General features: G+C 41.1%; 40 protein-coding genes and 1 tRNA gene. 40 read left to right on the forward strand and 1 reads right to left on the reverse strand.

Translation table 11 applies throughout. The features are described 5' to 3' along the window. Positions 1-111: 111 nt before the first annotated feature. Positions 112-930, reverse strand: coding sequence for a DUF4393 domain-containing protein (locus DW152_RS01035; RefSeq protein ID WP_158570011.1), 819 nt, complete (start codon positions 928-930; stop codon positions 112-114). A 104-nt stretch (positions 931-1,034) separates the two neighbouring features. Between DW152_RS01035 and DW152_RS13225 the strand changes: the two genes are divergently transcribed. The 40 genes from DW152_RS13225 to DW152_RS01230 all read left to right on the forward strand — a co-directional run bounded on the left by DW152_RS13225 (position 1,035) and on the right by DW152_RS01230 (position 22,313). Beyond that, the gene (locus DW152_RS13225; protein WP_158549919.1) at positions 1,035-1,190 is read left to right on the forward strand and encodes a hypothetical protein; all 156 of its coding nucleotides are present in this window, start codon (positions 1,035-1,037) and stop codon (positions 1,188-1,190) included. A 363-nt stretch (positions 1,191-1,553) separates the two neighbouring features. Further along, positions 1,554-1,793: a hypothetical protein gene (locus DW152_RS01040; protein ID WP_117538165.1), complete on the forward strand. Its 240-nt coding sequence runs from the start codon at positions 1,554-1,556 to the stop codon at positions 1,791-1,793. Positions 1,794-1,879: 86 nt separating this feature from the next. Beyond that, entirely contained in the window at positions 1,880-2,059 is a 180-nt protein-coding gene (locus DW152_RS01045; RefSeq protein WP_117538166.1) for a hypothetical protein, read from the forward strand. Continuing rightward, positions 2,059-2,241, forward strand: coding sequence for a hypothetical protein (locus DW152_RS01050; RefSeq protein ID WP_118287789.1), 183 nt, complete (start codon positions 2,059-2,061; stop codon positions 2,239-2,241). The genes DW152_RS01045 and DW152_RS01050 overlap by 1 nt, the downstream gene beginning before the upstream one ends. Then, positions 2,242-2,865 carry a Sak single strand annealing protein gene (locus tag DW152_RS01055; protein ID WP_117538168.1) on the forward strand — a complete coding sequence of 208 codons (624 nt, stop codon included), beginning with the start codon at positions 2,242-2,244 and terminating at the stop codon, positions 2,863-2,865. Further along, entirely contained in the window at positions 2,865-3,437 is a 573-nt protein-coding gene (locus DW152_RS01060) for a hypothetical protein (RefSeq protein WP_117538169.1), read from the forward strand. The genes DW152_RS01055 and DW152_RS01060 overlap by 1 nt, the downstream gene beginning before the upstream one ends. Then, positions 3,430-3,726: a phosphoenolpyruvate carboxykinase gene (locus DW152_RS01065; RefSeq protein WP_117538170.1), complete on the forward strand. Its 297-nt coding sequence runs from the start codon at positions 3,430-3,432 to the stop codon at positions 3,724-3,726. Before DW152_RS01060 ends, DW152_RS01065 begins: the two co-directional genes overlap by 8 nt. A 120-nt stretch (positions 3,727-3,846) precedes the next feature. Continuing rightward, positions 3,847-4,167 carry a hypothetical protein gene (locus DW152_RS01070; protein ID WP_117538171.1) on the forward strand — a complete coding sequence of 107 codons (321 nt, stop codon included), beginning with the start codon at positions 3,847-3,849 and terminating at the stop codon, positions 4,165-4,167. A 16-nt stretch (positions 4,168-4,183) separates the two neighbouring features. Continuing rightward, positions 4,184-4,516: a RusA family crossover junction endodeoxyribonuclease gene (locus tag DW152_RS01075; protein WP_118287790.1), complete on the forward strand. Its 333-nt coding sequence runs from the start codon at positions 4,184-4,186 to the stop codon at positions 4,514-4,516. Positions 4,517-4,518: 2 nt separating this feature from the next. Next, positions 4,519-5,298: a transcriptional regulator gene (locus DW152_RS01080; protein ID WP_118287791.1), complete on the forward strand. Its 780-nt coding sequence runs from the start codon at positions 4,519-4,521 to the stop codon at positions 5,296-5,298. A gap of 77 nt (positions 5,299-5,375) precedes the next feature. Beyond that, the gene (locus DW152_RS01085) at positions 5,376-6,527 is read left to right on the forward strand and encodes a phosphoadenosine phosphosulfate reductase domain-containing protein (protein ID WP_118287792.1); all 1,152 of its coding nucleotides are present in this window, start codon (positions 5,376-5,378) and stop codon (positions 6,525-6,527) included. Next, positions 6,511-6,705 (forward strand): hypothetical protein, encoded by a 195-nt coding sequence (locus tag DW152_RS01090; protein ID WP_118287793.1) that lies wholly within the window; start codon positions 6,511-6,513, stop codon positions 6,703-6,705. The genes DW152_RS01085 and DW152_RS01090 overlap by 17 nt, the downstream gene beginning before the upstream one ends. Before the next feature lie 87 nt (positions 6,706-6,792). Continuing rightward, positions 6,793-7,269: a hypothetical protein gene (locus tag DW152_RS01095; protein ID WP_118287794.1), complete on the forward strand. Its 477-nt coding sequence runs from the start codon at positions 6,793-6,795 to the stop codon at positions 7,267-7,269. A gap of 70 nt (positions 7,270-7,339) precedes the next feature. Beyond that, positions 7,340-8,077 carry a hypothetical protein gene (locus DW152_RS01100; RefSeq protein ID WP_118287795.1) on the forward strand — a complete coding sequence of 246 codons (738 nt, stop codon included), beginning with the start codon at positions 7,340-7,342 and terminating at the stop codon, positions 8,075-8,077. A 20-nt stretch (positions 8,078-8,097) separates the two neighbouring features. Continuing rightward, entirely contained in the window at positions 8,098-8,433 is a 336-nt protein-coding gene (locus DW152_RS01105; RefSeq protein WP_118287796.1) for a hypothetical protein, read from the forward strand. Continuing rightward, on the forward strand, positions 8,430-8,786 hold the full coding sequence (locus DW152_RS01110; protein WP_158570012.1) for a DUF551 domain-containing protein: 357 nt from the start codon (positions 8,430-8,432) through the stop codon (positions 8,784-8,786). The genes DW152_RS01105 and DW152_RS01110 overlap by 4 nt, the downstream gene beginning before the upstream one ends. Further along, a complete protein-coding gene (locus DW152_RS01115; RefSeq protein ID WP_118287798.1) occupies positions 8,787-9,014 on the forward strand; it encodes a hypothetical protein in 228 nt (75 codons plus the stop codon). It abuts the gene before it with no gap. Beyond that, positions 8,977-9,426, forward strand: a complete 450-nt coding sequence (locus DW152_RS01120; protein ID WP_118287799.1) for a sigma factor-like helix-turn-helix DNA-binding protein — start codon at positions 8,977-8,979, stop codon at positions 9,424-9,426. Before DW152_RS01115 ends, DW152_RS01120 begins: the two co-directional genes overlap by 38 nt. A 218-nt stretch (positions 9,427-9,644) precedes the next feature. Then, on the forward strand, positions 9,645-10,043 hold the full coding sequence (locus DW152_RS01125) for a hypothetical protein (RefSeq protein ID WP_118287800.1): 399 nt from the start codon (positions 9,645-9,647) through the stop codon (positions 10,041-10,043). 55 nt (positions 10,044-10,098) lie between these two features. After that, the gene (locus tag DW152_RS01130; protein WP_118287801.1) at positions 10,099-10,725 is read left to right on the forward strand and encodes a DUF4417 domain-containing protein; all 627 of its coding nucleotides are present in this window, start codon (positions 10,099-10,101) and stop codon (positions 10,723-10,725) included. Beyond that, the gene (locus DW152_RS01135; RefSeq protein WP_118287802.1) at positions 10,715-11,110 is read left to right on the forward strand and encodes a hypothetical protein; all 396 of its coding nucleotides are present in this window, start codon (positions 10,715-10,717) and stop codon (positions 11,108-11,110) included. Before DW152_RS01130 ends, DW152_RS01135 begins: the two co-directional genes overlap by 11 nt. Positions 11,111-11,212: 102 nt before the next feature. Further along, a tRNA-Met gene (locus tag DW152_RS01140) sits at positions 11,213-11,284 on the forward strand. 33 nt (positions 11,285-11,317) lie between these two features. Further along, positions 11,318-11,809, forward strand: a complete 492-nt coding sequence (locus tag DW152_RS01145; protein WP_118287803.1) for a terminase small subunit — start codon at positions 11,318-11,320, stop codon at positions 11,807-11,809. Continuing rightward, positions 11,796-12,131, forward strand: a complete 336-nt coding sequence (locus DW152_RS01150; protein WP_226976426.1) for a hypothetical protein — start codon at positions 11,796-11,798, stop codon at positions 12,129-12,131. Before DW152_RS01145 ends, DW152_RS01150 begins: the two co-directional genes overlap by 14 nt. Then, a complete protein-coding gene (locus tag DW152_RS01155; protein ID WP_118287804.1) occupies positions 12,128-13,372 on the forward strand; it encodes a PBSX family phage terminase large subunit in 1,245 nt (414 codons plus the stop codon). Before DW152_RS01150 ends, DW152_RS01155 begins: the two co-directional genes overlap by 4 nt. Further along, positions 13,373-14,716 carry a phage portal protein gene (locus tag DW152_RS01160; RefSeq protein ID WP_199537845.1) on the forward strand — a complete coding sequence of 448 codons (1,344 nt, stop codon included), beginning with the start codon at positions 13,373-13,375 and terminating at the stop codon, positions 14,714-14,716. Further along, positions 14,682-16,106: a minor capsid protein gene (locus DW152_RS01165; RefSeq protein WP_199537844.1), complete on the forward strand. Its 1,425-nt coding sequence runs from the start codon at positions 14,682-14,684 to the stop codon at positions 16,104-16,106. The genes DW152_RS01160 and DW152_RS01165 overlap by 35 nt, the downstream gene beginning before the upstream one ends. Beyond that, positions 16,096-16,362, forward strand: a complete 267-nt coding sequence (locus DW152_RS01170; protein ID WP_117538369.1) for a hypothetical protein — start codon at positions 16,096-16,098, stop codon at positions 16,360-16,362. Before DW152_RS01165 ends, DW152_RS01170 begins: the two co-directional genes overlap by 11 nt. 59 nt (positions 16,363-16,421) lie before the next feature. Continuing rightward, positions 16,422-16,679 (forward strand): hypothetical protein, encoded by a 258-nt coding sequence (locus tag DW152_RS01175; RefSeq protein WP_118287805.1) that lies wholly within the window; start codon positions 16,422-16,424, stop codon positions 16,677-16,679. Positions 16,680-16,720: 41 nt separating this feature from the next. Next, the gene (locus tag DW152_RS01180; protein ID WP_158549928.1) at positions 16,721-17,206 is read left to right on the forward strand and encodes a retropepsin-like aspartic protease; all 486 of its coding nucleotides are present in this window, start codon (positions 16,721-16,723) and stop codon (positions 17,204-17,206) included. Positions 17,207-17,262: 56 nt separating this feature from the next. Beyond that, positions 17,263-17,556, forward strand: coding sequence for a ribosomal-processing cysteine protease Prp (locus DW152_RS01185; RefSeq protein WP_242992992.1), 294 nt, complete (start codon positions 17,263-17,265; stop codon positions 17,554-17,556). Between the two features lie 93 nt (positions 17,557-17,649). Further along, positions 17,650-18,303, forward strand: coding sequence for a DUF4355 domain-containing protein (locus DW152_RS01190; protein ID WP_158549927.1), 654 nt, complete (start codon positions 17,650-17,652; stop codon positions 18,301-18,303). 16 nt (positions 18,304-18,319) lie between these two features. Continuing rightward, positions 18,320-19,522, forward strand: coding sequence for a hypothetical protein (locus tag DW152_RS01195; protein WP_243059738.1), 1,203 nt, complete (start codon positions 18,320-18,322; stop codon positions 19,520-19,522). A gap of 18 nt (positions 19,523-19,540) precedes the next feature. Beyond that, on the forward strand, positions 19,541-19,867 hold the full coding sequence (locus DW152_RS01200; protein WP_118287806.1) for a phage head-tail connector protein: 327 nt from the start codon (positions 19,541-19,543) through the stop codon (positions 19,865-19,867). Further along, entirely contained in the window at positions 19,864-20,166 is a 303-nt protein-coding gene (locus DW152_RS01205) for a hypothetical protein (RefSeq protein ID WP_118287807.1), read from the forward strand. Before DW152_RS01200 ends, DW152_RS01205 begins: the two co-directional genes overlap by 4 nt. Next, positions 20,166-20,534, forward strand: a complete 369-nt coding sequence (locus DW152_RS01210; RefSeq protein WP_118287808.1) for an HK97-gp10 family putative phage morphogenesis protein — start codon at positions 20,166-20,168, stop codon at positions 20,532-20,534. Before DW152_RS01205 ends, DW152_RS01210 begins: the two co-directional genes overlap by 1 nt. A 4-nt stretch (positions 20,535-20,538) precedes the next feature. Then, on the forward strand, positions 20,539-20,934 hold the full coding sequence (locus DW152_RS01215; RefSeq protein WP_118287809.1) for a DUF3168 domain-containing protein: 396 nt from the start codon (positions 20,539-20,541) through the stop codon (positions 20,932-20,934). Positions 20,935-20,947: 13 nt separating this feature from the next. Next, the gene (locus tag DW152_RS01220; protein ID WP_118287810.1) at positions 20,948-21,499 is read left to right on the forward strand and encodes a phage major tail protein, TP901-1 family; all 552 of its coding nucleotides are present in this window, start codon (positions 20,948-20,950) and stop codon (positions 21,497-21,499) included. An 86-nt stretch (positions 21,500-21,585) separates the two neighbouring features. After that, positions 21,586-21,972: a tail assembly chaperone gene (locus DW152_RS01225; RefSeq protein WP_117538361.1), complete on the forward strand. Its 387-nt coding sequence runs from the start codon at positions 21,586-21,588 to the stop codon at positions 21,970-21,972. Positions 21,973-22,028: 56 nt separating this feature from the next. Next, entirely contained in the window at positions 22,029-22,313 is a 285-nt protein-coding gene (locus DW152_RS01230; protein WP_199537843.1) for a hypothetical protein, read from the forward strand. Positions 22,314-22,318: the final 5 nt, after the last annotated feature.

The raw sequence follows: 22,318 nt of genomic DNA on the forward strand, positions 1-22,318 counted from the left end.
TAGGTTGTTCAGTAATAACTTCGGCATTAATTACAAAAATTCTAGCCACCCACTATTTCAAAATAGTAGATGGCTATGTAGATGAAATGTGTGAAAAGACCAGAGAGTTCATCAATGCTTTCCTATACAAATAGAACAAAAAGTTTTGCCTAAAGAAGTTAGCTGTATAAGTCCTTTCTTGAAATAAGAAGTGGAGTTAGGATGATCAACGGAATAATCTATGGCGAACTCACTAACATTTGAATATTCAGGCGTTCTTTTTAAAGAATTATAAAAGTTATCACCGGAAATTTGTTTGTTGTAGTTAATAGAAATCAAATTTGCTCGTTCCAATGAGTCAAGCGAAAGAGAAATTTGCTCTCTTTCGAGCGATATGTTCGGAGGAATAAAAACATTGTCATATAGAATTTGATAACTATTACCTCTAATTTTAACACCCATTGAAGCAACTGGAAAAGAGCTCTGACTGGAAAGAAAAAGATCCTGTAACAACAAGGCGTCAGATGGACTTAATTGCTTCAATATTTCCGGGAACGAAGGATGTGCCAAAGAAGCGGTATCAGAGTTCATAGATCCACTGATAAGTTTTGTAAACATCTCTCTTAGGATTTCCGATGAAACGCAGTACTTTGAGTTTTCCAAAGCCTGTGCAGTTGTTTGTAGGGATGGCTCCAGCTTTTTATCATCTGGGATTTCGTCGATGGATTGGTCTAATTGTTCGCGAAATTTTTCAAGGTCGTGCGCATATTGCAGACGCTTCTTTTCAGCTTTTTGACTGATTCCGCCAAAGACGAGATACCAAATATCAGCAAAGGTTTTTCCTATATTCTGAGTAGGAGCGTCGGTTAGATTTTTAACAGCGTTATCAGCGGATTCAGGCATATCAGGAAGGTTGATTAAAGCTATATTATTCGTAGTATTCTCGGACATGAAATCATTCCTTTCATCATTTGATAGGAAAATTATACCAGAGAACCGCAACAAGTACAAACTGTACCACATAACATGAAATAAGAACACAGGAGGGCAGGAAGATGATTGTAGAAACAATGAACAACAATGGCTGCACCTGCCATATCTCCGATGATGCATACCGGGATAAAACACCGGAAGAGGTGAACCGGATTGTCCGGAGCTTTTCGGATTTCATCGTTGGAAGATTAAAGGACTTAAAAGAGAAAACCGCTTAGGCGGTTAAAGTAAGACAAGCTTTAAACAAGGTGATACAAGGTAAAACAAGCTTTTAAACAAGATCTACACAAGATCGGAAAGGGGATAGAGCATGAGGAAGAAGAGAAAAATGAGCGAAGCAACACAGAGCGCACTGCTGATCTGTCTGTCCTGTTACGCGGCAGCAGTATTGATGTTTCTCCACTGGCTCTTTATTGGATATTGATGAGAGAGCAGAGAATTAAAAGATACAAAAGAAGAAAGCAGATGGCGTACAAAGTATTCTGCTGGATTCTCGGAATCCTGGTGGCGCTGATCGGCGTGTCAGTAGTTGGATTCTGGGTGGCGATTTTTATGACATTTTGCTAGAAAGGGGTGAAAAAGTGCAGAACATGAAAGAAAAATGGCTTGGATTTGCTACAGATGAAAATGTAGTCCGGGCGCTGAAAGATATCCGGAGAGTGGCTGCGAAGCATGGCATCCGGCATGTGTCGGTGCAGATTCTGGACGGTGATGTGTATGGATATACCAATGATGCAGCAGCCGGTCCGTACAATCTGGAGATCGGAACTTCCGGATTAAGAGTCGAAGCCGGACAGGCACAGTATTTTAAAAGCATATAAAAAGAGTGCCAGAAAGGGAAGAACCCGAATCCGGCACAAAAGAAATTAGTCAATTGTATTTTAAACGAAGAAAGGAAATTAGTCAAATGGAGAATATTCCAGGATATGATTCGTGGAAGACAACACCGCCAGATGATCCTGATCCGGTTGCATTTTGCGATAATTGTGACGCGCCTTTGTATAAAGGAGATTCAATTTATATGCATATCAATGAAGAAAATCTGTGTGAAGTGTGTATGAATGATATGTACAGGAGGATATTGTAATGTGGAATATAGAAGTTGTAAGGACGTATAAGACTGTTGGTGTGTATGAGTGTGAAGATAAAGTGATCTTCGAAGTGAACAGTTTAGATGAAGCAAGTGAGATTGTTTCTATGTTTGATAAATATAGTATTGGAGAATACAGATATTCGATTAATCGAAAAAAAGAAAGTGAGGAAGAATAGATGGCACTTAAAAGCTATGAAGAGCTGATAAAGATTGATGTAAGCCAATACTGCGAAGATAGAGATGGATTTACATATCTAAACTGGGCAAAATGTATTGAGCTATTGAGGAAGAATGGTGCAACTGAAGTGTACTGGGAACCTATTCCTGATCCGCAGACTGGGAGTAGCTTAAGAAAGACCGATATTGAGTTTACGGATAAAAATGGAAATACAAACCGTTGTTATGAAACCAGAATCAAAGTTGTAATCGATGATAAAGAATACGAGATGCAGACACCGGTAATGAATGGTGCGAATCCAGTAAAAGATAATTCGATGAGTCAGCAGAGAGTATGGAATAGCATGTGCAGAGCATTTGTGAAGTGTGTGGCTATTCATACCGGCCTTGGATTTAATTTGTGGCTGAAAGAAGAATACAACAAACTGGAAGCAAAAATTCCGGGAACGGGGGAAAATCTTGCATCAGAAGCTAAAAAGAAAACACTGAAAACACAGTGCACGGCACACGGTATTGATCTGGCAGCCTGGGTGTGTGGAAACGGAAAGACAATGGACACGCTTACGGAGACAGAGTGTGCAAAGATGCTGAATGCGATTAAGAAAAAGTATGGTGATGATTAATGAACTTTACAGGAAAGCTCGAAGGTTTAAAGATGGACTATGTTACAAGAAAACAGAGTCTTTCATTGGAAGTAAATGAGGATGCAAGAGATGCATTCCAAGAGCTGAAAGATTGTGAGAAACTTGTTATTCAAATCAAGAAATATCGTAAAAAAAGAAGCCTGGATGCGAATGCATATTATTGGGTGCTGATTACAAAACTTGCCAGAAGATTGGAATTGAGCAATCCGGAAATGCACAATATGTGTCTGGAAAGATATGGACAGTTGGAAATAATGGAGAATAAAGCTGTATTCGTTACAATTCCAGATACAGAAGAGGCAGAAAATAAAGTGCGGAATGCTATGGATTATCACCTGCAGTCAACATCGCAGGTACGACAAGGAGTAGATGGGCTTCTGTATCGGACTTATCGACTGCTTCGAGGTAGTCACACATATAATTCAGAAGAAATGGCGCGACTGATATCAGGTTTGATCATTATGTGTAAGGATGCACAGATTCCGGATAGCGAAATTGCAACACCGGAAGAAAAAAGACTTCTGAAAGAAAGGTATGGTGTGGATGTCTAAAAAACTTTGGAGCGTGTTCACGGACGATATGGATCACTGCTATTTTACTGGTACACCGTACGTGCACAGACATCATATTTTTTATGGCTCCAGAAGAGAATTATCGGAGAAATATGGGTACGTCATTCCGATAGCAAGTTATTTACATGAATTTGGAATTAACTCCGTTCATGATAATCCGAATCGCGGACTGGATTTGCAATTAAAACAGATGGCACAAGAACATTTTGAAAGCCATCATGGGACAAGAGAAGACTTCATAAAGATTTTTGGAAGAAGTTGGATGTAACAAGTTAACTATAGATTCACCTGGCATTGTAACTAAGAAATGTAACGTATAAGACATGAAGTTCTTGCACAATATGTTGTATCACAGCCAGAGAGCCAGGCTCTGGCAGAAAGGAGAAGTATGACGACTCGAGAAAAAGCAGAAAGCTATTTTAATAGAATTGCGGATGGTCATAAGCATGCAATTGCCAGACCTTATGATAGAAATGTTGATAGGTCTTTAAGATCCATGATTAACAAAGCAAACAACAATGGAGATTGTATTATTAATGTAGGTGAAGGGATTTTCAGACCGATTCCTGGTGATCCGGTGGATGAAGCTGCATTTCATAAATATACAGCTCAGGATTTACATAGAGCCAGAGAAATACAATTAAAAAGACTCTGTATGATACAGACGTTTGAAGGGTGGAGAAAGTGTGCAGCATCTGTTGACCATTAATGGAAGATTAGACAACATGAATGATTATACAAGGGCGTGCCGGACGAATCAGTATAAAGGTGCCAAGATGAAACAAAAGAACGAGGCGGTTGTGATCCGGGCTATTTTAGAACAGTTAGGAAGATTGCGGATTACAAAACCAGTCATAATCAGATATCGATGGTATGAGCCAAATAAGAGAAGAGATTTGGACAATATCAGTTCTTTTGGCAGAAAGGTGATTCAGGATGCACTTGTGCAGACAAAAGTACTTCGGGACGATGGATGGAGCTATATCACAGGGTTTCAGGATGCGTTCTTTGTGGACAAAGAGCGCCCGCGTATAGAAGTAGAAATAGAAGAGGTGTAAACGTGCCAAACAGAATATTAAAAGAGTCGATCAGGACGAGCGACAGCATTAATGAGCTCAGTTGGTTCGAAGAAGTTCTGTTTTACCGGTTGATAGTAAGTTGTGATGATTATGGAAGATTTGATGGAAGGGTAGCGATTATAAAAGGGACCTGTTTTCCGCTCAAGAATGTAACGAATAAGAATATAGAAGATGCTCTCAATAAGTTGGTGTCGGTTGGCTTGGTGCGACACTACGAGGTAGAAGAAAAACCGTACCTTCAGTTACCAGCTTGGCAGTCGCATCAGAACATTCGTGCAAAGAAGAGTAGATATCCAAGTCCGGAAGAAGGGAACGATATTACATCTGACAACAGTTGCAAACATATGTATGCAGATGTAAACACAAGTAATCAAATGCAAGCAAATGTTCCCGTAATCCAATCCAATCCGAATACGAATCCGAATACAGAATCCGAATCATATACGGGCGACTCGCGCCTTGATACAGCTTTTTTTGAGTATATTTGTTTTCGGAAGCAGATCAAGAAACCGTTAACTGATCGCGCAATACAGCTTGCAGTAGGAAAATTGCGGAAAATGTCCGATGATGTGGAAGAACAGATAGCAATTATCGATCAGTCGATCATGAATGGATGGAGTGGTCTATTTCCGCTAAATCAGGACAAGGGTAATAAGAAAACAGGAAAGAAGAGTACCAGATTCAGCAATGCACATGAACGTAGTTATGACATGAAGCAATTGGAGAAAGATCTACTGGGAGTAAGAAAAGACACAGAATGATAAAAAGAGAAAAGTAAATTTCAGAAAGGAGACGGAGCTCCGGCCGGAGTAATGATGCATCGGCTCCTTTTGAGAAAATGAAAAGCGGAGTAAGTAAAGTTTATACAGACAGACCAGATTATGCGGATTTTGATTCGCCGGCAAAGTTTGAAGCAATTAAAAGCATTATCGCTAAAAGATTAAGAGAACATCCAAATGCTATATGTTCATATTCTGGCGGATCAGACAGTGACATTATGATTGACTTGATTGAGCGGACTAGATCGATATTTGGACTGCCGCCAATCAAATATGTATTTTTTAATACAGGTTTGGAAATGAAAGCAACAAAAGATCATGTGAAATATGTTGCGGAAAAGTATGAGGCGAAGATTGAGGAGAGAAGACCGAAGATTAATATTGTCCGGGCATCAAGAACATATGGAATCCCATTTGTGTCGAAGATTATGTCTGGAGGCTTGTCAGAATGGCAAAAGAAGGGTGTGCCGCTGTCTATAGCGGATGAATACGATCAGGCAGAAGATAAAGCGGCGAAGAGAAAAGAGTTAAAAGCAAGATATCCAAAATGTGAGAGCCTGATTAATTTTCTTTGTTGTTGCAATTCTGTAGGGGAACCAAGACCAAATATACAGTTGGTGATCAATTCGTCAAAATATATGCGAGACTTCATTAGCGAATATCCGCCGGACTTCATGATAAGCGCGACATGTTGTTACTATTGCAAGAAAAAGCTTGCTCATGATGTGCAAAAGGGCTATGAGATGATTATAACCGGAGAGCGTAGAGATGAAGGCGGAATGAGATCGGTACCGAGAAAAGATAATACGGCTCTTTGTTTCACGGAAACTGCAGATGGTCAGTATCGGTTGAGACCGCTCTACTATGTATCCGATAAGGATAAGGCATGGTATAAGGAGTATTACAAAATAAAATATTCGGATGCATATGAAGTATATGGATTGACCAGAACAGGATGCTGCGGATGTCCAATATCATATAAGGCAGTAGAAGATCTTGAAAAGATTCGAAAGTATGAGCCGAATGTAGTAAAGGCAGCATGGAATATCTTCGGAAAGAGTTATGAGTATCGAATGAAATACAACGAATACAAAAAGAAACGAATGGAAGAAGAAAAAAGAAAAGCTGAAAATATTGAGGGACAAATGACGATATTTGATTTTCCGGAACTGATTCCAGAGGAAGGAGAAAACGATGGCGATAATACATAATGTCCGTGGCGGGACGGTTGGCTTAAATGAAGAAGAACGGTTGATGATCGCAAGGCTACTGGTGAAGGCGGGATATACGGTTAAGATCGGATACAGGACGATTCCAGGTAATGCGAAGGGGAAGAAAGAATATATAGTTGAATACTGGGAGGAGAAAGAAAAGAAGATAGAAATGTAGAATAGTGTCGAACCTTGACAATTGAATATTGATGGTTGGAATGGTATAATTTCCGTATCAAATATACGGGGAGGAAATAGAAATTATATGTTTGAGTGCGAATTATTGAAAGCAGAGGTAATTACCTATGTCTTATCCTTGGCTTTTCAAGTAGCCGGAGCTGTTTTACTCATTATAAAATATTTGGGAAGGACAAGAGAAAGAATAATCGAAGAGTACTTCCCAGGCAGTAATGTTGCTAAGCGCGATGGAAATAATATGGCGACATTAGACAAAGAAAGGGTACAAATATGTGCTCAAAAAATTTATGATAATAGAATGGCTTTTTTGTTCATTGCGATTGGGTATATTTTATCTGTATTTGGAAGTATAAACGGGGAATGTAAAATCTACATTCTTTTGTTTGTGATAGTAAGCACAGCTGTTATCATTGGAGTAGAAAAGGGAATGTCAATAATCGTATCGAAGGTGATTTATAAAAATGATATATTGACTCCATATAGCAATCTGGAAGACAGAGTAGAGACAATAATAACGAACGAAGAAATTGATAAAATGTTTTAATTACTTACCAACCATCAATATTCGGTGGTTGGTATTTTTTTACGCATTTTTAAGGAGAAAGGAACGAATTATGAGTACATTTGAAGAAAGAATAGCGAAAGCAGTAACAGAAAAATTGAATGACGGAACAGTTGAAGAGCTTGTATCTGATGCCGTGACTAAAGCATTGAAAAGTAGTATCGAAGAACAGTTCAGATGGAATGGTGATGCAAGAAAGGTTATTGACGAGAAAGTAAAAGAAGTAATGACACCGGCAATCGAAAGAGTTAGTTTGGAGGATTATGTGGTAAAACTTGATGCAGTTCTCGCAGAAATTATCAATAGTACGAATTTAGTTGACAACAAGGAAATCTTAGGAAACTTCAAAAGCCTTATGACAGAGCCGGATAAAGATGTAATCAGTTTGGAAGATGTATTTGAGAAATATAAGGAATATGTTAGCAAGAATATTGATACATCCGAACTTGAAATTTATACAGATGATAGACCGGCGTATCAGAATGTGACAGCGGAAGTGACTGTGGATATAAGAACTAGCATGTTCGGAGGAAGATTTTGTGATTTGGTTTTTAAGTGTGAAGAGGATGAGAAACTGACAAAAGTAATCCATTTGTATGAATCAAAAAGCAATAGATTTAGTATTGTAAGATTTAAAAGTGAACTCGACATCAATTCATTAAGTCATGTGGATGAATTTGACATTTTCATAATGAGGTTAGATCGAGCGTTCTGCGATATCACAGATATTATGGATATGTACGATGATGATGTTGAGGTTGAAGCTGAACCGGAAGCATCCTGGAACTGATGAAGAAAAGGAGAAATCGTATGAAAGGGAAGAATACACTGACAGATAAGCCTTTTCGGTATGGTGGAATTTTAAAAGATTACAGTAAAGAAATCCATGAATTGAATAGACGTGAGTATAAATGTTGGTGTTGTGGACGGGATATGAAATCTCATGTTCCAGGAATCAAGGTTATGCCATACACGGCAACATTCCGATTTTCTAAAGGAAAAAATAAAGGACTCGTTGCATTCCGACCGCTCTGTAGGTCATGTGCTTACAGATACGGACGTGGAGTTGTCGAATGTGACGGAAATACATACATGGAACCGGATGAATTCAGTGAGAAGAAATGGAAAGAAGAGCACGAATTATGAAATTAACAGGAATAGCAAGAGAAGATTTAGAAATGCGATACACAGAATATCATGCTGGAAAAGCAGTGATTAAAGACAAGAACAAACTGGCAGAAGCTATGGAGAAGTTAGCAAGACTGGAAGATGCTGAGGAAAAGGACAGGCTTGGTCAGTGGATTCCATGCAGTGAGCGGTTGCCAGAACATTATGTAACGGTATTAGCTCAACACGGAAAAAGATTTTCTGACGAGCAATTCATAAGACCATTGGTATTGACAGATGAAGAAGAATGGTATGGAGATTTAGGATTATTAAATAGTGAAGTTATCGCATGGATGCCACTACCGGATCCGTATAAAGGAGCTGATAAATAATTGAAACGCAGAAGAGGCAGAGACAGAAAAGAAGTGAGACTGGATAACCAGAATCACAGAGACATGCTGGCAGAACATCCGCCGGATGAGAAAGCAAGCATAGAATTTCACAGGAAGCCGTACCAGAGCTATACGGTGACGGACTACCTGCGGAAGATAGGAGTAAATGTAAATAAGGAGGTTGTTGCCGGTGGAGCAGAGACTGGAAGAAAACAATGTCAAGAATGAGAATAACCGGAAGAAAGAATATCTGAGAGGATACAGAACCAGTAGAAGACGTATCAACCGTATTGATGATGAAATTATTGAACTGAAAGAATTAGCTGCATCGGTGAAGGCAATTGATTATTCGGGCATGCCGCATGGAAACGGAAACCAGAAGGATCTATCTGATGAGCTGGCAAGGATTGATTCGTTGGTAGAAAAACTTGGGGCAGAAAAGGAAAGTTGTGTTGAATCTTATGTTTCTATCGAAAAGCAGATTAAGGAGATAAAGAACGAGGATGAGAACGACGTGTTGTTTTACCGATATGTGAAAGGCTTAAGATTCTGGGAGATTGCAGAGAAAATGGATTATAGTGAGCAGTGGGTACATAAATTGCATGGAAGAGCGCTGGCACATTTAAAGTTGCCAACATAATTTATCTTTATTTGTGTTAGTTTATTGAAGTTTAGTATGCAAGTTTGTTATCCTTATACTGGAATTGATGAACAGATATTAAATCATTCGATTAGTTTCCCCACAACCTAATAAAACCGAGAGAGGACACTTGGTGATGCCAGGTGTCTTTTTCGTTGCGTAATGTCGAGAAATAGGATATCATTATAGATGTTTAGGTGATTTAAGGAGGGATATTTTTGAAGTGCATAACGCATTTGTTAAAAGTAAAGCCAGGGCTCTTGATAATAACGATTGTATGTTGCTGTTTTGTATTCTGTGTAGCCAAAAGAAGACAAAAAGGGAAAGATAGAAAGGAAATAGAAAAATATTTATATCAAGGAGAAACCATTAATAATATTTTAACGGGATTTTACATTCCGTTGATTTTTTTATTATTTTCAAATACCAAAAAAAATATAGAAATAGCGTTTATCTGTGGCGTATGTGTGTTTGCAATTGTAATTACGTTGCAAATTATTTTATATGGATATAAAAAAACATTGCTGTATTGGAATGACGAAAACTACACAATAAATCAGAAAGAAGGAAATAAAAAGAAATATATTGTTGTTATTGAAGAGAAAGATAATATTTAACATAGGGCACCCTTCGGGGTGCTTTTCTAATGCAAAAAAATCAGGAGGTGGGGTTATGGTAAAACGATGGGAAAACATTGAAAGAGCAGATTTTTTAGGCGTGGGAGAATATGACATACCTACAATCGAGCCGGTTGAATTTTCTGGAAATACAAAGTTTATCCCATTTAACTATGCTGCCTCCTGCAAGAAGAGAGAAGATAAAAGCATTCATTTCTTCGTGGATGATTATCAATTTACCAGATTGTGGAATGATCCAGACAGGTATATGCCTATGCTTAGAGAATATCAGTATGTACTGACGCCAGATTTCAGCGTTTACACTGATTTTCCAAAGACATTACAGATTTACAACCATTATCGGAAACACTGGATTGGAGCATATATGCAGATGCATGGAATTAATGTCATCCCGACAATCGCATGGAGTACACCGGATTCGTATGAATGGTGCTTTGACGGAGAGCCGACGCATGGGACAGTTGCGATATCCAGCGTTGGAACACAGAAAGATAAAATTGATAAAGAGTTATTCCTGAAAGGATACAAGGAGATGATCAGGCGGTTAGAGCCGGAAAGCATTATCTTTTACGGCAACGTACCGGAAGAGTGCAAAGGAAACATTATTAGAGTCAAAGCATTTCAGGAAAAATTCAGTGAGGCGAAGTGCGATGGGTGGTAGAGGATCGGCAAGCGGGAAGAGCGTAAAAGGGAAAGCATATGGAACAGAATACACCGCGCTATATACAACTGGAAATATTAAATATGTCAGATATAATGATTCAAAGTCTGCAAAGACGCCAATGGAAACTATGACGAAAGGAAGAGTGTATGTCACCGTAGACAATAGAGATAATTTGTCGGCTATAACATATTATGATAAAGCCAACAAACGAAATAAACAAATTGACCTGCAGCATTCACACAAAAATATGAAACCACATACACATCATGGATATTTACATAACGAAAAAGATAGTGCAAAAGGGGCTGCAAATTTGACAACAGAGGAAAAGCAAATGGTTGAGAGAGTTAAGAAAGCATGGTACAATAAAAAGGGCAAGTAGTATAGGGTGAGTACGCCTTGATAGAGGAGGCTCCGGTTGAAATCCGGACATTGCCAGAAGGGACTCAGCAATGAGTCTCTTTTTGTATGCAATAAATACCCAGGATCATTAGTTCAATGGTAGAACATTCGCCTCATAAGCGAAATGCCACAGGTTCGATTCCTGTATGATCCATTAAGAATAAACCAGAAGTGGAGGTGAGTCTGAGTGACTGAAAAGCAGAAAAGATTTTGTGATGAATATCTGATCGATTGTAATGCCACCCGGGCTTACAGAGAAGCATATCCTAATTGCAAGAAAAATAGTTCTGCGGATGCAGCGGCAAGAAAATTACTCGGAAATACTCGGATTCGGGAATACATCGAAAAAAGATTGGAAGAAAAAGAGGATGCTTTGGTTGCGAAGCAGGATGAAGTGCTTCAAACGCTGACCAGAGTTTTGCGCCGGCAGGAGATGGATACAGTGGTCGTTACCTGCAAAGAGCGTAGTAGCAGATATGACGAGAATGGCAAAAAGGTGATTATCGAGAAAGAAGTACCACAGCTGGTTCGGGTACCAACAAAGGTAAGTGATTTAAATAAAGCTGCAGAGCTGCTTGGAAAACGATATGCACTGTTTACGGATAAAGTCGAGACGGATGTTGATATGGATTTGAACATCACGATTGATTATGGAGATAATGACAATGAAGAAAGTTAATATTTTAGGAACGTTATATACGATATATTTTGATGCGCCAGATGAAAAACTTCCAGAGGGTTGTGATGGATGTATGGATCAGAGTATTCATCAGATTAGGATCGCGAAGTTAGAATCCAGTAGAAACTCTTTAAGGAATTTGAAAGAGTACAAGAAGAAGGTACTCAGGCATGAAATTATTCACGCGTTTCTGTACGAGTCTGGATTATGGAATAACAGTGGCGGTGCCGAAAGCTGGGGACGGAACGAGGAGATTACAGACTGGATTGCTATTCAGTCACCGAAACTTTTCAAAGCCTTTAAAGAAGCTGATTGCCTGTGAAAATAAATATTCAAGCTAATCCATGCTTTAAAGAGGTTGACCGCAGTAAAAAACGGTACATCGTGATGAAAGGTTCTGCCGGATCTGGAAAGAGCATGGACACGGCACAGAATTATATCATTCGTTTGATGAATGATCCGGGACGTAATCTTTTGTGTGTTCGAAAAGCTGATGTAACGAATAGAGATAGCACTTTTGCGGAATTGCAGAGTGCTATTTTTCGTATGTTCGGCGATCACCACAAGAAGTACTGGTATATTAACAGCTCCAACATGATCCTGGAATGTAAGAGCAATCACAATCAGATCATATTCCGAGGCGTCAATGATGAGAAGCAGAGAGAAAAGCTAAAATCAATCACGTTCAAGCGAGGAAAGCTTACGGATGTCTGGATAGAAGAAGCAACAGAGATTACGCAGTCAGATTTTGAGATCATAGACGACCGACTCAGAGGCGAGCTTCCGGAAGGGCAGTTCTATCAGATCCGGTTGACATTCAATCCGGTATCGGCGCATCACTGGATCAAGAAAGTGTTCTTTGATCGTGCCGATCCGGATGTACTGACGCATCAGTCCACCTATGAGAATAACCGTTTTATCGATGAAGCATACCACAGACGTATGCTCCGACGCAAGGAAGTAGACCCAGAAGGATACAGAGTCTATGGTCTTGGTGAGTGGGGCGAAGTTGCCGGACTGATTCTTAAGAATTATGTTGTAGAAGAATTTGACCGTTCCCCGGAAAGATTCGATTACATGGTTAATGCACAGGACTTCGGATTCAACCATGCGGATTGCATTGGCGAGGTTGGCTTTAAAGACGGAGAACTGTTTCTGTGCCGGGAATTGTATGTGTATGAAATGGATACAGACGAGATTATCAGAGAAGCAGAAGGCAAATTCAGCAAGAAGCTCCGGATGTGGTGCGACTCCGCCGAGCCGGACCGAATCAAGATGTGGCAGAAAGCCGGATACCGGGCAAGGGGTGTCAATAAAGAGACGAACAGTGTCCATGCACAGATTGATTATTTAAAACAGCACAGGATTCACATCCATCCATCCTGTGTAAATACCATAAAGGAAATTCAGCAATGGAAGTGGAAGAAGGATGAGAAGACCAATACTTATCTGGAAGAGCCAGTTCCATTTTTTGATGATGCAATGGCGATGTTGCGTTACTCCATTGAGGAAGAGCGTAAAGTACGACCAAGATTGAACCGGAATGTGAAAGGAGGCATATAGGTGTACAGCTTATATAGATTACCGGCAACGGAAGAACTGACAGACAATAAACTAACAGAGTTCATAACGAAGCACAGTGCAGAGTGTTCTTTCCGCTATCAAAGATTAAAAGATGCATATGAGACAGATTATCCGATATTCCATGAGCCGATTAAGCCGAAATGGAAGCCGGACAACCGTATTGCCGTGAATTTTGCGAAATATATGGTAGATACAATGAATGGGTTCTTTATCGGACATCCGATTAAGTTGCAGGTAGAAGATGGAAATGAGGATGTCCAGAAGTATATTGAGTTCGTGGATCAGTACAATGATCAAGACGATAACAATGCAGAACTTTCCAAGATATGCAGCATTTATGGCAGAGGGTACGAGATGTACTATGTGGACGAGCTTGGAAATATTGGTATCACGTATTTACCTCCAATGGATGCGTTTATGATTTATGATGATTCCGTTCTGCAGCGGGAGCGGTTCTTTGTCCGCCTGTATATAGATTCTGACCAGGTCTTACACGGCAGCGTATCGGATGAAACAGAAGTGCGCTGGTTTGTCATGAAAGGAAAACTTATCTGGGAAGAAGAAAGCAAGATACATGGATTCGACGGTGTACCCGCTACAGAGTATTCGGAAAATAAAGAGCGTATCGGCATCTTTGAGCCGGTGCTTACGATGATCGATGCGTACAATAAAGCAATCAGCGAAAAAGCAAATGATGTAGATTACTTTGCGGATGCTTATTTGAAAGTACTTGGTTCTAAACTGGACAATGACGATGTGAAGCATATAAGGGATGACCGGATCATTAACTTCGATGGCGATACAGAGAAGCTGATCGTGGACTTCCTGCAGAAGCCGAACGGTGATACAACGCAGGAGCATTTGATTGACCGGTTGGAGAAGCTGATATTTCAGATCAGTATGGTAGCAAATATCTCAGATGAAAATTTCGGGACAAGCTCCGGCATTGCAATGAAATATAAGTTGCAGGGAATGAGCAATCTGGAAAAGACAAAGGAGAGAAAGTTTACATCCGGCATGAACCGCAGATATCGCTTGATTTTCTCGAATCCCGTGTCTGGCATGAAGAAAGATGACTGGGTAAAGATACATCCGCATTTTACGCCGAACTTCCCGGCGAACCTGCAGGAAGAAGCAGAAATCGCAAAAAGTCTGGAAGGAATTGTCAGTCAGGAGACGCAGCTTAGTGTTCTGTCCATCGTAGATAATGCGCAGGATGAGATAGACAAAATCAATTCGGAACAGGAAGAGTTAAAGACAGATCCGATTGTATCACAGATGTTTGCCGATGGAAGTGACGGTGATGGAAGTGCCGAAGAGTAGCGATTACTGGCGAAAGCGGGAAGAAGAGAACCTGAAAGCCAGCAGGAAATCCGAAGCGGAATATGAGAAGGCGATCAATGATACATACAAATATATGCTGGATCAGATCCAGAAGGAAATCAACGGATTCTATGCGAAGTATGCAAGGGCAGAAGGAATAACCTTGTCAGAGGCAAAGCGAAAAGTATCAAAGCTTGATATCGAGGAATACGGACGAAAAGCCGCAAGGTACGTCAAAACAAAGGATTTCTCCAAGCAGGCAAATGATGAGATGCGGCTTTACAACGCGACGATGAAGATTAACCGGTTGGAACTTCTGAAAGCAAATATCGGTTTGGAGCTGGTGGCAGGGTTTGATGAACTGCAGAAATATTTTGAAGAAAAGCTCACGAATCGAACAATGGATGAGTTCAAAAGACAGTCGGGAATCTTAGGAAGAACGGTGCAGAATAATGAAAAGGCAGCACATGCGGTCGTAAATGCATCGTTCAAAAATGCCACGTATTCAGATCGTATCTGGATGTATCAAGGCATGCTCAAAGCAGAGCTGGACAGTCTTTTAAAAACAGGACTGATTCAGGGGAAGCATCCAACAGAGCTTGCAAGACATCTGCAGAAACGTTTCGGAGTCAGCGCCTATAATGCCAATCGGCTTATGGTGACAGAACTCGCAAGAGTGCAGACAGAAGCGCAAAAACAGTCGTTTATCCGGAATGGATTTGCGCAGTATACATTTCTGGCGATCGGAACAGCCTGTGAAGCGTGCCGTGCATTGGATGAGAAGCACTTCGATATCGATAAGATGATGCCAGGCGAGAACGCTCCGCCGATGCATCCGAACTGTAGATGTTCTGTGGCGGCGTATATGGACAGTGAAGAGTATGAGGAATGGATTGAGACATATAAAGAGCATGGGATGAGCTTTGAAGAGTGGAAGCAGAGAAGCCCAGTTGCAAATACAGATTCATATGAGAAAGCATTTTATACAAAGGATGATCCGATAAGGGAATATATCGGAGCGGCAGAAAAATCCCATCCGCAGGAGTTAAGAGAAATGAAAGAAGATATGGAGCGAAGCGGAGTCGATATAACAAGGCGAGCGGGTGCGATGGGATACTTTCCTGGACTTTCTGCTGGAAAAGTAGGAAATATCAATGTTGAAGAAGGCGCAAGTATAAGTGCGTGGATGCATGAATATAAACATTTCTGCGATGACCGCGCAGATGGATACTTAGGATTTAGAATATTTCAGAATCCTGCAAAGTGTGCAGACAGAGAAAGGCAAGCGTATCAAGTAGAAATTGACTTCGCAAAAGAGCTGGGGTATAATGATATTGTAAAAAGATTAGAAAAACTTCGTGATGAAGAGGTCGAGAAATATGAACAATAATTTTATCGAAAGAATTATTGAAGATGCGAAAAGTGATACACCGGGCATTGCAATGCAAGCGATACTTTCAGGCATCGATAAGAGAATAACTGACGAGCGTTTTATTAATGCTGTAAAAGGACATAAGGATGATAAAATTTGCTTATTAAACGTTCCAATGAATTACGTTGTGAGAGCGGCTCTTGATATTTTGGGAGCAGAGAAGTATAACGGGAACAATGCTTGTATTATGAATATGATAAATGAATGGAAATAAATACCACCAGTCAAAATGAGACCGGTGGTATTTCTATGTGCATTTCAGGGGGTAAAGCTATGAAAACAAATCCCAAAACACAAGAAACATGGGTAGAGGCGATAAAAAGTTGTGGACAATCATTGATTGATAATGCCGAAGAAATTGCAGGGGATTATGAGTTTGAAACGGGAGTGGATATTACTATTTCTCTTAAGCCGCAACAATCTGTAGAAATAAAGGTCGCAACAACCTATCTTCCCAAAGCAAGAGATGGGAGTGGCGTAGTGGCTCTGACAGATAATCAGTTGTTTGCAGAACAAAAGGCAGTGATCTAGCATGATCCCATTTACTTAAGAACGCGATGGAGGAAAGACAGATGAAGCAAAACGTATACGTAGGTTTGCTGGACACATGCGAAAGCAGACCAGAAGCTGAGGCTGAAAGCACACAAGCGTATGCAGACGGTGCCATTACAAACCGCCATGACGGGATTGTAAACCGACTGATCACATCCTTAGACATCCGGGAATGCACAGATGGAGCAGAAGGCTTTCGGATTAATAAAGCTTTGTGGGATACTGGAGCATCGAGTTCGTGTATCTCTGAACGAATGGCAAGAAAACTTGGCTTGCGTCCAGTCGATACGGGTGTAGGTGTCAGTACAACAGGAAAACAGGATATCACATATTACATTGTTGATATTGTTCTGACTCCTGAAATGGTCTTTAGAAATGTAAAAATTGCAGGTTTTCCTTTGGAAAATCACGATGTTGATTTTGTTATAGGAATGGATATTATTTCAAAAGGGACGTTGGTAGTAAAAAATAGCAACGGCAAGACGGTGGTTACATTTACTGCCTAGGAAAAATAGCACGCGAAAGGCGTGTTATTTTTATACTCATTTTTCAGAAGGGATGGATGCATTTGATTGAAGTAACCGTCCGCAAGGATGAAATAACGATATCCGGTCATGCAAATTATGCAGCATACGGGCAGGATATAATCTGCGCCGGAGTTACAGCTTTGGCACGAACACTGATCAAGTCCATCAAGGATTTAACCGAAGATAAAATAAAATATGAAATATCGCCCGGATGGGTTGATATACAGCATGGGAATCTGTCAGAGAAAGCAAAGACTCTGGTGGATTCCTTTTTCATTGGGATCTGCATGATTGCCAATGAGTTTCCGGATTATGTCCGGATCATGTAACTTAATGTGACCGGGATGTCGTTAAACTACAATTATTCGATATGCAACGGTCTGGGCGACAAAGAATGGAACGGGGCGAGGAAAGGACGAATTATGAAACATATGAACAATGTGTATGCCGGTTGGAGAATTCCAATGGCGAATCTACAGTTGTTTGCGGAAGGTGATGGAGACGATGGCGGAGCCGGAACAAGAAGCAACGGTGCAGATGGAACAGTAACATTTGATGACTTTTTAAAAGGGGAAGGCAATCAGGCAGAGTTTGACCGGAGAGTCCAGAAGGCAGTGAATACCGCAGTGACCAATGCGCAGGCAAAGTGGAAGGCATTGACGGATGATAAGCTGTCAGAGGCAGAGAAGCTGGCGCAGATGACCAAAGAAGAGAAAGCGGAATATAAGGCGAGCAAACTTGAAAAAGAACTGGAAGAGCTGAAACGTCAGAATGCCAGATCGGACATGGCGAAAACAGCGCGTAAAATGCTGGCAGAAGAAGAAATCAATATTCCAGATGAGCTTCTGGTAAATCTTGTTGCAGAAGATGCAGATGGCACAAAGAAAGCGGTTGAAGCATTTTCCAAGATGTACAAAGGCGCAGTACAGGCTGCTGTGAAAGAGGCTTTAAAGGGAAATCCACCAAGGACCGGAACCGGAGGAAAAGGAACAATGACAAAGGAACAGATATTAGCGGTCAAGAATCCGACAGAGAGACAGAGACTGATCGCTGAGAATCTGGAGTTATTTCAGTAAAAGGAGTGTGTAAAATATGCATGATATTAGAAAATTAGGATTACAGGTGTTTACAGCGCCGGATGGTATGACAGGTGAAGCGCAGATCCAGGTGAGGGCAAGAGAGATTGATTTTGTTACTTCTTTTGGTAAGAATCTGCAGGCATTACTGGATGTGATTGGTATTACCAGAATGATTAAGAAAGAAAATGGCTCTGCGTTAAAAACGAAGACCGTAAAAGGCGAATTGAAATCCGGAGACGTAGGAGAGGGAGAAGAGATCCCAATGTCTCAGTACAAAGTAGAGGAAACTGTGTTCGATACAATTAAGATCGAGAAGTACAGAAAGGGTGTTTCTTTGGAAGCAATCGCTGAAAAGGGATACGAGGCAGCTGTACAGGATACAGATGAAGAGTTTAAATCTGATCTGCAGAATGTAGTTACAAGCAAATTTTACACTCAGTTAAAGGCGGGATCCTTAACCGGACATGAAACAGCTTGGCAGATGGCTGTTGCTATGGCTATCGGTAAAGTAGTGGCGAAGTTCCAGGAGATGAAAAGAACAGCTACTGGTGTTGCTGTATGGGTAAATACGCTGGATGTGTATAAATACCTTGGAGCTGCTGACATCACTCTGCAGACAGCGTTTGGATTTAAGTATATGACAGATTTCCTTGGAGCAGACGTTGTGTTTATTACATCTGAGATTCCGCAGAATGTTGTAGTTGCGACACCGCTCAACAACCTTGCTGCATACTATGTTGATCCGGGAGATTCAGAGTTCGCAAGAGCCGGCCTTGCATTTACAACGGATGCGGAGACAGGCTTTATCGGATTCCATACAGAGGGCACTTACGGACGTATGATTTCTGATAACTTTGCAATCATGGGCTTACGTCTTTTCTGTGAATATCTGGATGCAATTGCTTATATTTCAGTCGGTAGCTCTGATACACAGACATTAGGAACGCTGGATGTAACATCAGAAGCCGGTTCAGGAGCAGGACTGACAAAGCTGTCTGTGAAAGAACAGTTGATGTCTCCGAGAAATAGCTGGAAATATAAGGATGCGGCATCTGCTACAAATGTAACTTGCGGAATGGATGTGAAGAACTGGACTAAATGGGATGGCGAATCTGAGATCGCGTCAACTGCCTCTCATCACATCACTCTGGTTGAATGTGATCAAAATTACAAGGCAGTCCGTTCCGGGGATGCAGTTGTGAACGTAGGCGAGTAAAGATTGGAGGGACAGGCTATGCTGGATAATCTGAAAGCATTGCTCGGTCTGCCGGAAGAAGATGTAAGCCAGGACAAAAAGCTGCAGTTGATTTTAGATGCAGCAAAGAGCCGGCTGAAACTTTTGCTTGGCGGGATCGAACCTCCTGAAGAACTGAATTATATCATTCTGGATGTCGCAATCATACGATTCAACCGGATTGGATCAGAAGGGCTTTCTTCTCATACCGTAGAGGGAGAAAGCCTTTCCTGGTCTGATAATGATTTTGCCGGATATATGGATGATATTCGTTCATATCTGGACAGCCAGAAAGAGATAACGAAAGGCAAGGTGAGGTTTCTGTGAGATATGATACACCTATTTATATGCAGACAATCAGATCCGGAGATTACAATCCGGATACCGGCGATTATGAAGACGGACACGTTGATGAGGTTGAACAGATTGCATCTGTGATGGATACCGGAGCTGAGACAATGCAGTTAGTGTACGGTGGACTGAAACAGGGAAGCCTGACAGTCCACCTGCAGAATCATTACCATGATCCGTTTGACAGGATACGGATTGGAAAGAAGATTTATACAGTTGACATGAGCAGAAGACTGCGGACGAAGCAGTCTTTTGTCGTATCGGAGGTATTGTAGTGGCAGGAGTAAGGATAGACGGCTTTGACAAGCTGGAGGCAAAGCTTAAACGGAATATGAATCTTGGAGCAGTGCGAACAGTCGTAAGAAAGAACGGCGCAGATCTGCAGACCAAAGCACAAGAGAATGCGCCAGTGGGAACTCCACAAAGTACCGGAATACCGGGATACGTGGGAGGAACATTGAAGCGAAGCGTTGAACTGGATATTACAGACGGAGGTCTGACTGCGGAAGTAGAGCCTACGGCAGATTACGCAGCTTACGTTGAATACGGCACACGATTCATGGAAGCACAGCCTTATCTGAAGCCCGCTTACGATGAGCAGAAGAAGAAATTTGTCAAAGATTTAAATGAACTGGTGAGGTGAGAGAATGGATCCGCAGCAGGAAATATTCAGCGCACTGCTGATTGCGCTGAAAGAAAAATATAAAAATACGGAGATTGGTGTGTATGACACGTTTCTCCCGCCGGAAGGTACGGCATATCCATTCGTGTACATCGGCTCAACAATGCAGTCTGATCAGGACACTAAGGGCGCGATCATCGGGAAGGTGAGTCAGACGGTCCATGTTTGGCACGACAATCCAAGGAAGCGCGGTACGGTCTCTCAGATCATGCTGAGTATAAAAGAGTTGTGCCGGAGCTTAGAACACACACGGAACTTTAGCTGGTCAGTAAAGCTTGCTGAACAGAGGATCCTTCCGGACACCACTACGAAACAGGCACTCTTGCACGGTGTGCTGGAGTTTGAATTTAGTTTTTCATGAAAGGATGATGAAAATGAGAAGGAAAGAAATGCAGGGATTGCAGGTATTTTCAGAAAGTAACACAGAGGCGGTACAGGGTAAAAAAATCATTTACTTATACCGTCTGTTAAAAGAAGCGGCAACAGAGAGTGCGAAAGGAATCGCATTTACGACAGAAAACGGACGTACCAAGTCCAAGGATGCAGATACAACTGCCACAAAAGATGGAACGATCCGTACACCGGGCGCACTGGAAGTTGAAATCACTGCGACCAGTATTCTGGCAAAAGGGGATACAACCATTGATAAGCTGGAAGAGGCGCTGGACAACGATGAACTTCTGGAGATCTGGGAAGTGAATTTGCTTGAAAAAGGAACATCTTCAGATGCAGAAAAATTCAAAGCAAAATATTTCCAGGGGTATCTTACAGAACTGGAATATACATCCAATGCAGAAGACAATGTAGAAGTTTCACTTACATTCGGATGTAACGGAAAAGGCGAAGCTGGTTATGCGACAGTTACGAAGGAACAGCAGGAGCTTGCAAATTATGTATTTGCAGATACCCAGAAGACAGGTCCGTAATATATACGAGTAATATGCATGAGTAAGATAATATACATGAGGATACACATTGCGGTATCCTCATTTTTCGCGAAAGGAGTAAGACAATGGAAGAATTAGTAATCAATGGGCAGACATATGAGTTTAAGTTTGGTATTGGCTTTTTAAGAGATATGAATAAAATGATCGCAGTTCCGGTGAAAGAAGTTCCGGGCATGAAAAAGGACGTTGGATTCAATTATTATGCGGCAGAGATGCTCGGTGGTGACGTGGAAGCACTTGTAATGATTTTGAACACAGCGAACAAGGGGCAGAATCCGCGAATCACACCGGCGGCTCTGGAAGGCTATGTGGAAGATCCGGATACAGATATCGATGAACTGTTTGACAAGGTGAAGGATTTTTTATTAGGAGCCAATGTTACGAAGAAAGCAACGAAATTCCTTGTGGAACAGGTGGAGAAGGAACTGGCGGAAGCCGAGATGCAGAATTAGAAGATTTTGGAGAAAAGTATAAGGAGATCGCATTAAACTGTTTTCGCTATCTGGGCATGAAAAGCTTCGAGGAAGTAAATAAACTGACGATTCCCGAATACAACCTGTTAATGAAATCCGTTGAACTAAGAAGAGTGGATGAAGAGTATCGGCTGCATTTACAGGCATTTCTTAACTTCAAAGCGAAGGCGAAGAAGAAAGCCGGAAAAGACAAACTGCGGCCGGTATATGCAAACTTTAAGAAATTCTTCGATTATGAAAAAGAAGTGAACCGTGTTCTCGGAAAAAATAAGACGGACAGTCGTTTTGTTGGAATCGGTAAGCTTCTGAAAAAACAGTAGGAGGT

It is taken from the genome of Dorea sp. AM13-35 (assembly GCF_003473885.1).
GTDB classification, from domain to species: Bacteria; Bacillota; Clostridia; order Lachnospirales; family Lachnospiraceae; genus Dorea_D; species Dorea_D hominis.

Bases quoted from the DNA above. Each gene is read 5' to 3' on its own strand.
- DW152_RS01065 (WP_117538170.1), top strand. From the start codon at position 3,430: ATGTCTAAAAAACTTTGGAGCGTGTTCACGGACGATATGGATCACTGC.
- DW152_RS01035 (WP_158570011.1), bottom strand. From the start codon at position 930: ATGTCCGAGAATACTACGAATAATATAGCTTTAATCAACCTTCCTGAT.
- DW152_RS01060 (WP_117538169.1), top strand. From the start codon at position 2,865: ATGAACTTTACAGGAAAGCTCGAAGGTTTAAAGATGGACTATGTTACA.
- DW152_RS01190 (WP_158549927.1), top strand. From the start codon at position 17,650: ATGAAACATATGAACAATGTGTATGCCGGTTGGAGAATTCCAATGGCG.
- DW152_RS01135 (WP_118287802.1), top strand. From the start codon at position 10,715: ATGGGTGGTAGAGGATCGGCAAGCGGGAAGAGCGTAAAAGGGAAAGCA.
- DW152_RS01055 (WP_117538168.1), top strand. From the start codon at position 2,242: ATGGCACTTAAAAGCTATGAAGAGCTGATAAAGATTGATGTAAGCCAA.
- DW152_RS01225 (WP_117538361.1), top strand. From the start codon at position 21,586: ATGGAAGAATTAGTAATCAATGGGCAGACATATGAGTTTAAGTTTGGT.
- DW152_RS01090 (WP_118287793.1), top strand. From the start codon at position 6,511: ATGGCGATAATACATAATGTCCGTGGCGGGACGGTTGGCTTAAATGAA.
- DW152_RS01215 (WP_118287809.1), top strand. From the start codon at position 20,539: ATGGATCCGCAGCAGGAAATATTCAGCGCACTGCTGATTGCGCTGAAA.
- DW152_RS01070 (WP_117538171.1), top strand. From the start codon at position 3,847: ATGACGACTCGAGAAAAAGCAGAAAGCTATTTTAATAGAATTGCGGAT.
- DW152_RS01150 (WP_226976426.1), top strand. From the start codon at position 11,796: ATGAAGAAAGTTAATATTTTAGGAACGTTATATACGATATATTTTGAT.
- DW152_RS01050 (WP_118287789.1), top strand. From the start codon at position 2,059: ATGTGGAATATAGAAGTTGTAAGGACGTATAAGACTGTTGGTGTGTAT.
- DW152_RS01110 (WP_158570012.1), top strand. From the start codon at position 8,430: ATGAAATTAACAGGAATAGCAAGAGAAGATTTAGAAATGCGATACACA.
- DW152_RS01200 (WP_118287806.1), top strand. From the start codon at position 19,541: ATGCTGGATAATCTGAAAGCATTGCTCGGTCTGCCGGAAGAAGATGTA.
- DW152_RS01105 (WP_118287796.1), top strand. From the start codon at position 8,098: ATGAAAGGGAAGAATACACTGACAGATAAGCCTTTTCGGTATGGTGGA.
- DW152_RS01130 (WP_118287801.1), top strand. From the start codon at position 10,099: ATGGTAAAACGATGGGAAAACATTGAAAGAGCAGATTTTTTAGGCGTG.
- DW152_RS01100 (WP_118287795.1), top strand. From the start codon at position 7,340: ATGAGTACATTTGAAGAAAGAATAGCGAAAGCAGTAACAGAAAAATTG.
- DW152_RS01075 (WP_118287790.1), top strand. From the start codon at position 4,184: ATGAATGATTATACAAGGGCGTGCCGGACGAATCAGTATAAAGGTGCC.
- DW152_RS13225 (WP_158549919.1), top strand. From the start codon at position 1,035: ATGATTGTAGAAACAATGAACAACAATGGCTGCACCTGCCATATCTCC.
- DW152_RS01045 (WP_117538166.1), top strand. From the start codon at position 1,880: ATGGAGAATATTCCAGGATATGATTCGTGGAAGACAACACCGCCAGAT.
- DW152_RS01085 (WP_118287792.1), top strand. From the start codon at position 5,376: ATGAAAAGCGGAGTAAGTAAAGTTTATACAGACAGACCAGATTATGCG.
- DW152_RS01180 (WP_158549928.1), top strand. From the start codon at position 16,721: ATGAAGCAAAACGTATACGTAGGTTTGCTGGACACATGCGAAAGCAGA.
- DW152_RS01165 (WP_199537844.1), top strand. From the start codon at position 14,682: ATGGAAGTGACGGTGATGGAAGTGCCGAAGAGTAGCGATTACTGGCGA.
- DW152_RS01185 (WP_242992992.1), top strand. From the start codon at position 17,263: ATGCATTTGATTGAAGTAACCGTCCGCAAGGATGAAATAACGATATCC.
- DW152_RS01195 (WP_243059738.1), top strand. From the start codon at position 18,320: ATGCATGATATTAGAAAATTAGGATTACAGGTGTTTACAGCGCCGGAT.
- DW152_RS01220 (WP_118287810.1), top strand. From the start codon at position 20,948: ATGAGAAGGAAAGAAATGCAGGGATTGCAGGTATTTTCAGAAAGTAAC.
- DW152_RS01230 (WP_199537843.1), top strand. From the start codon at position 22,029: ATGAAAAGCTTCGAGGAAGTAAATAAACTGACGATTCCCGAATACAAC.
- DW152_RS01170 (WP_117538369.1), top strand. From the start codon at position 16,096: ATGAACAATAATTTTATCGAAAGAATTATTGAAGATGCGAAAAGTGAT.
- DW152_RS01095 (WP_118287794.1), top strand. From the start codon at position 6,793: ATGTTTGAGTGCGAATTATTGAAAGCAGAGGTAATTACCTATGTCTTA.
- DW152_RS01175 (WP_118287805.1), top strand. From the start codon at position 16,422: ATGAAAACAAATCCCAAAACACAAGAAACATGGGTAGAGGCGATAAAA.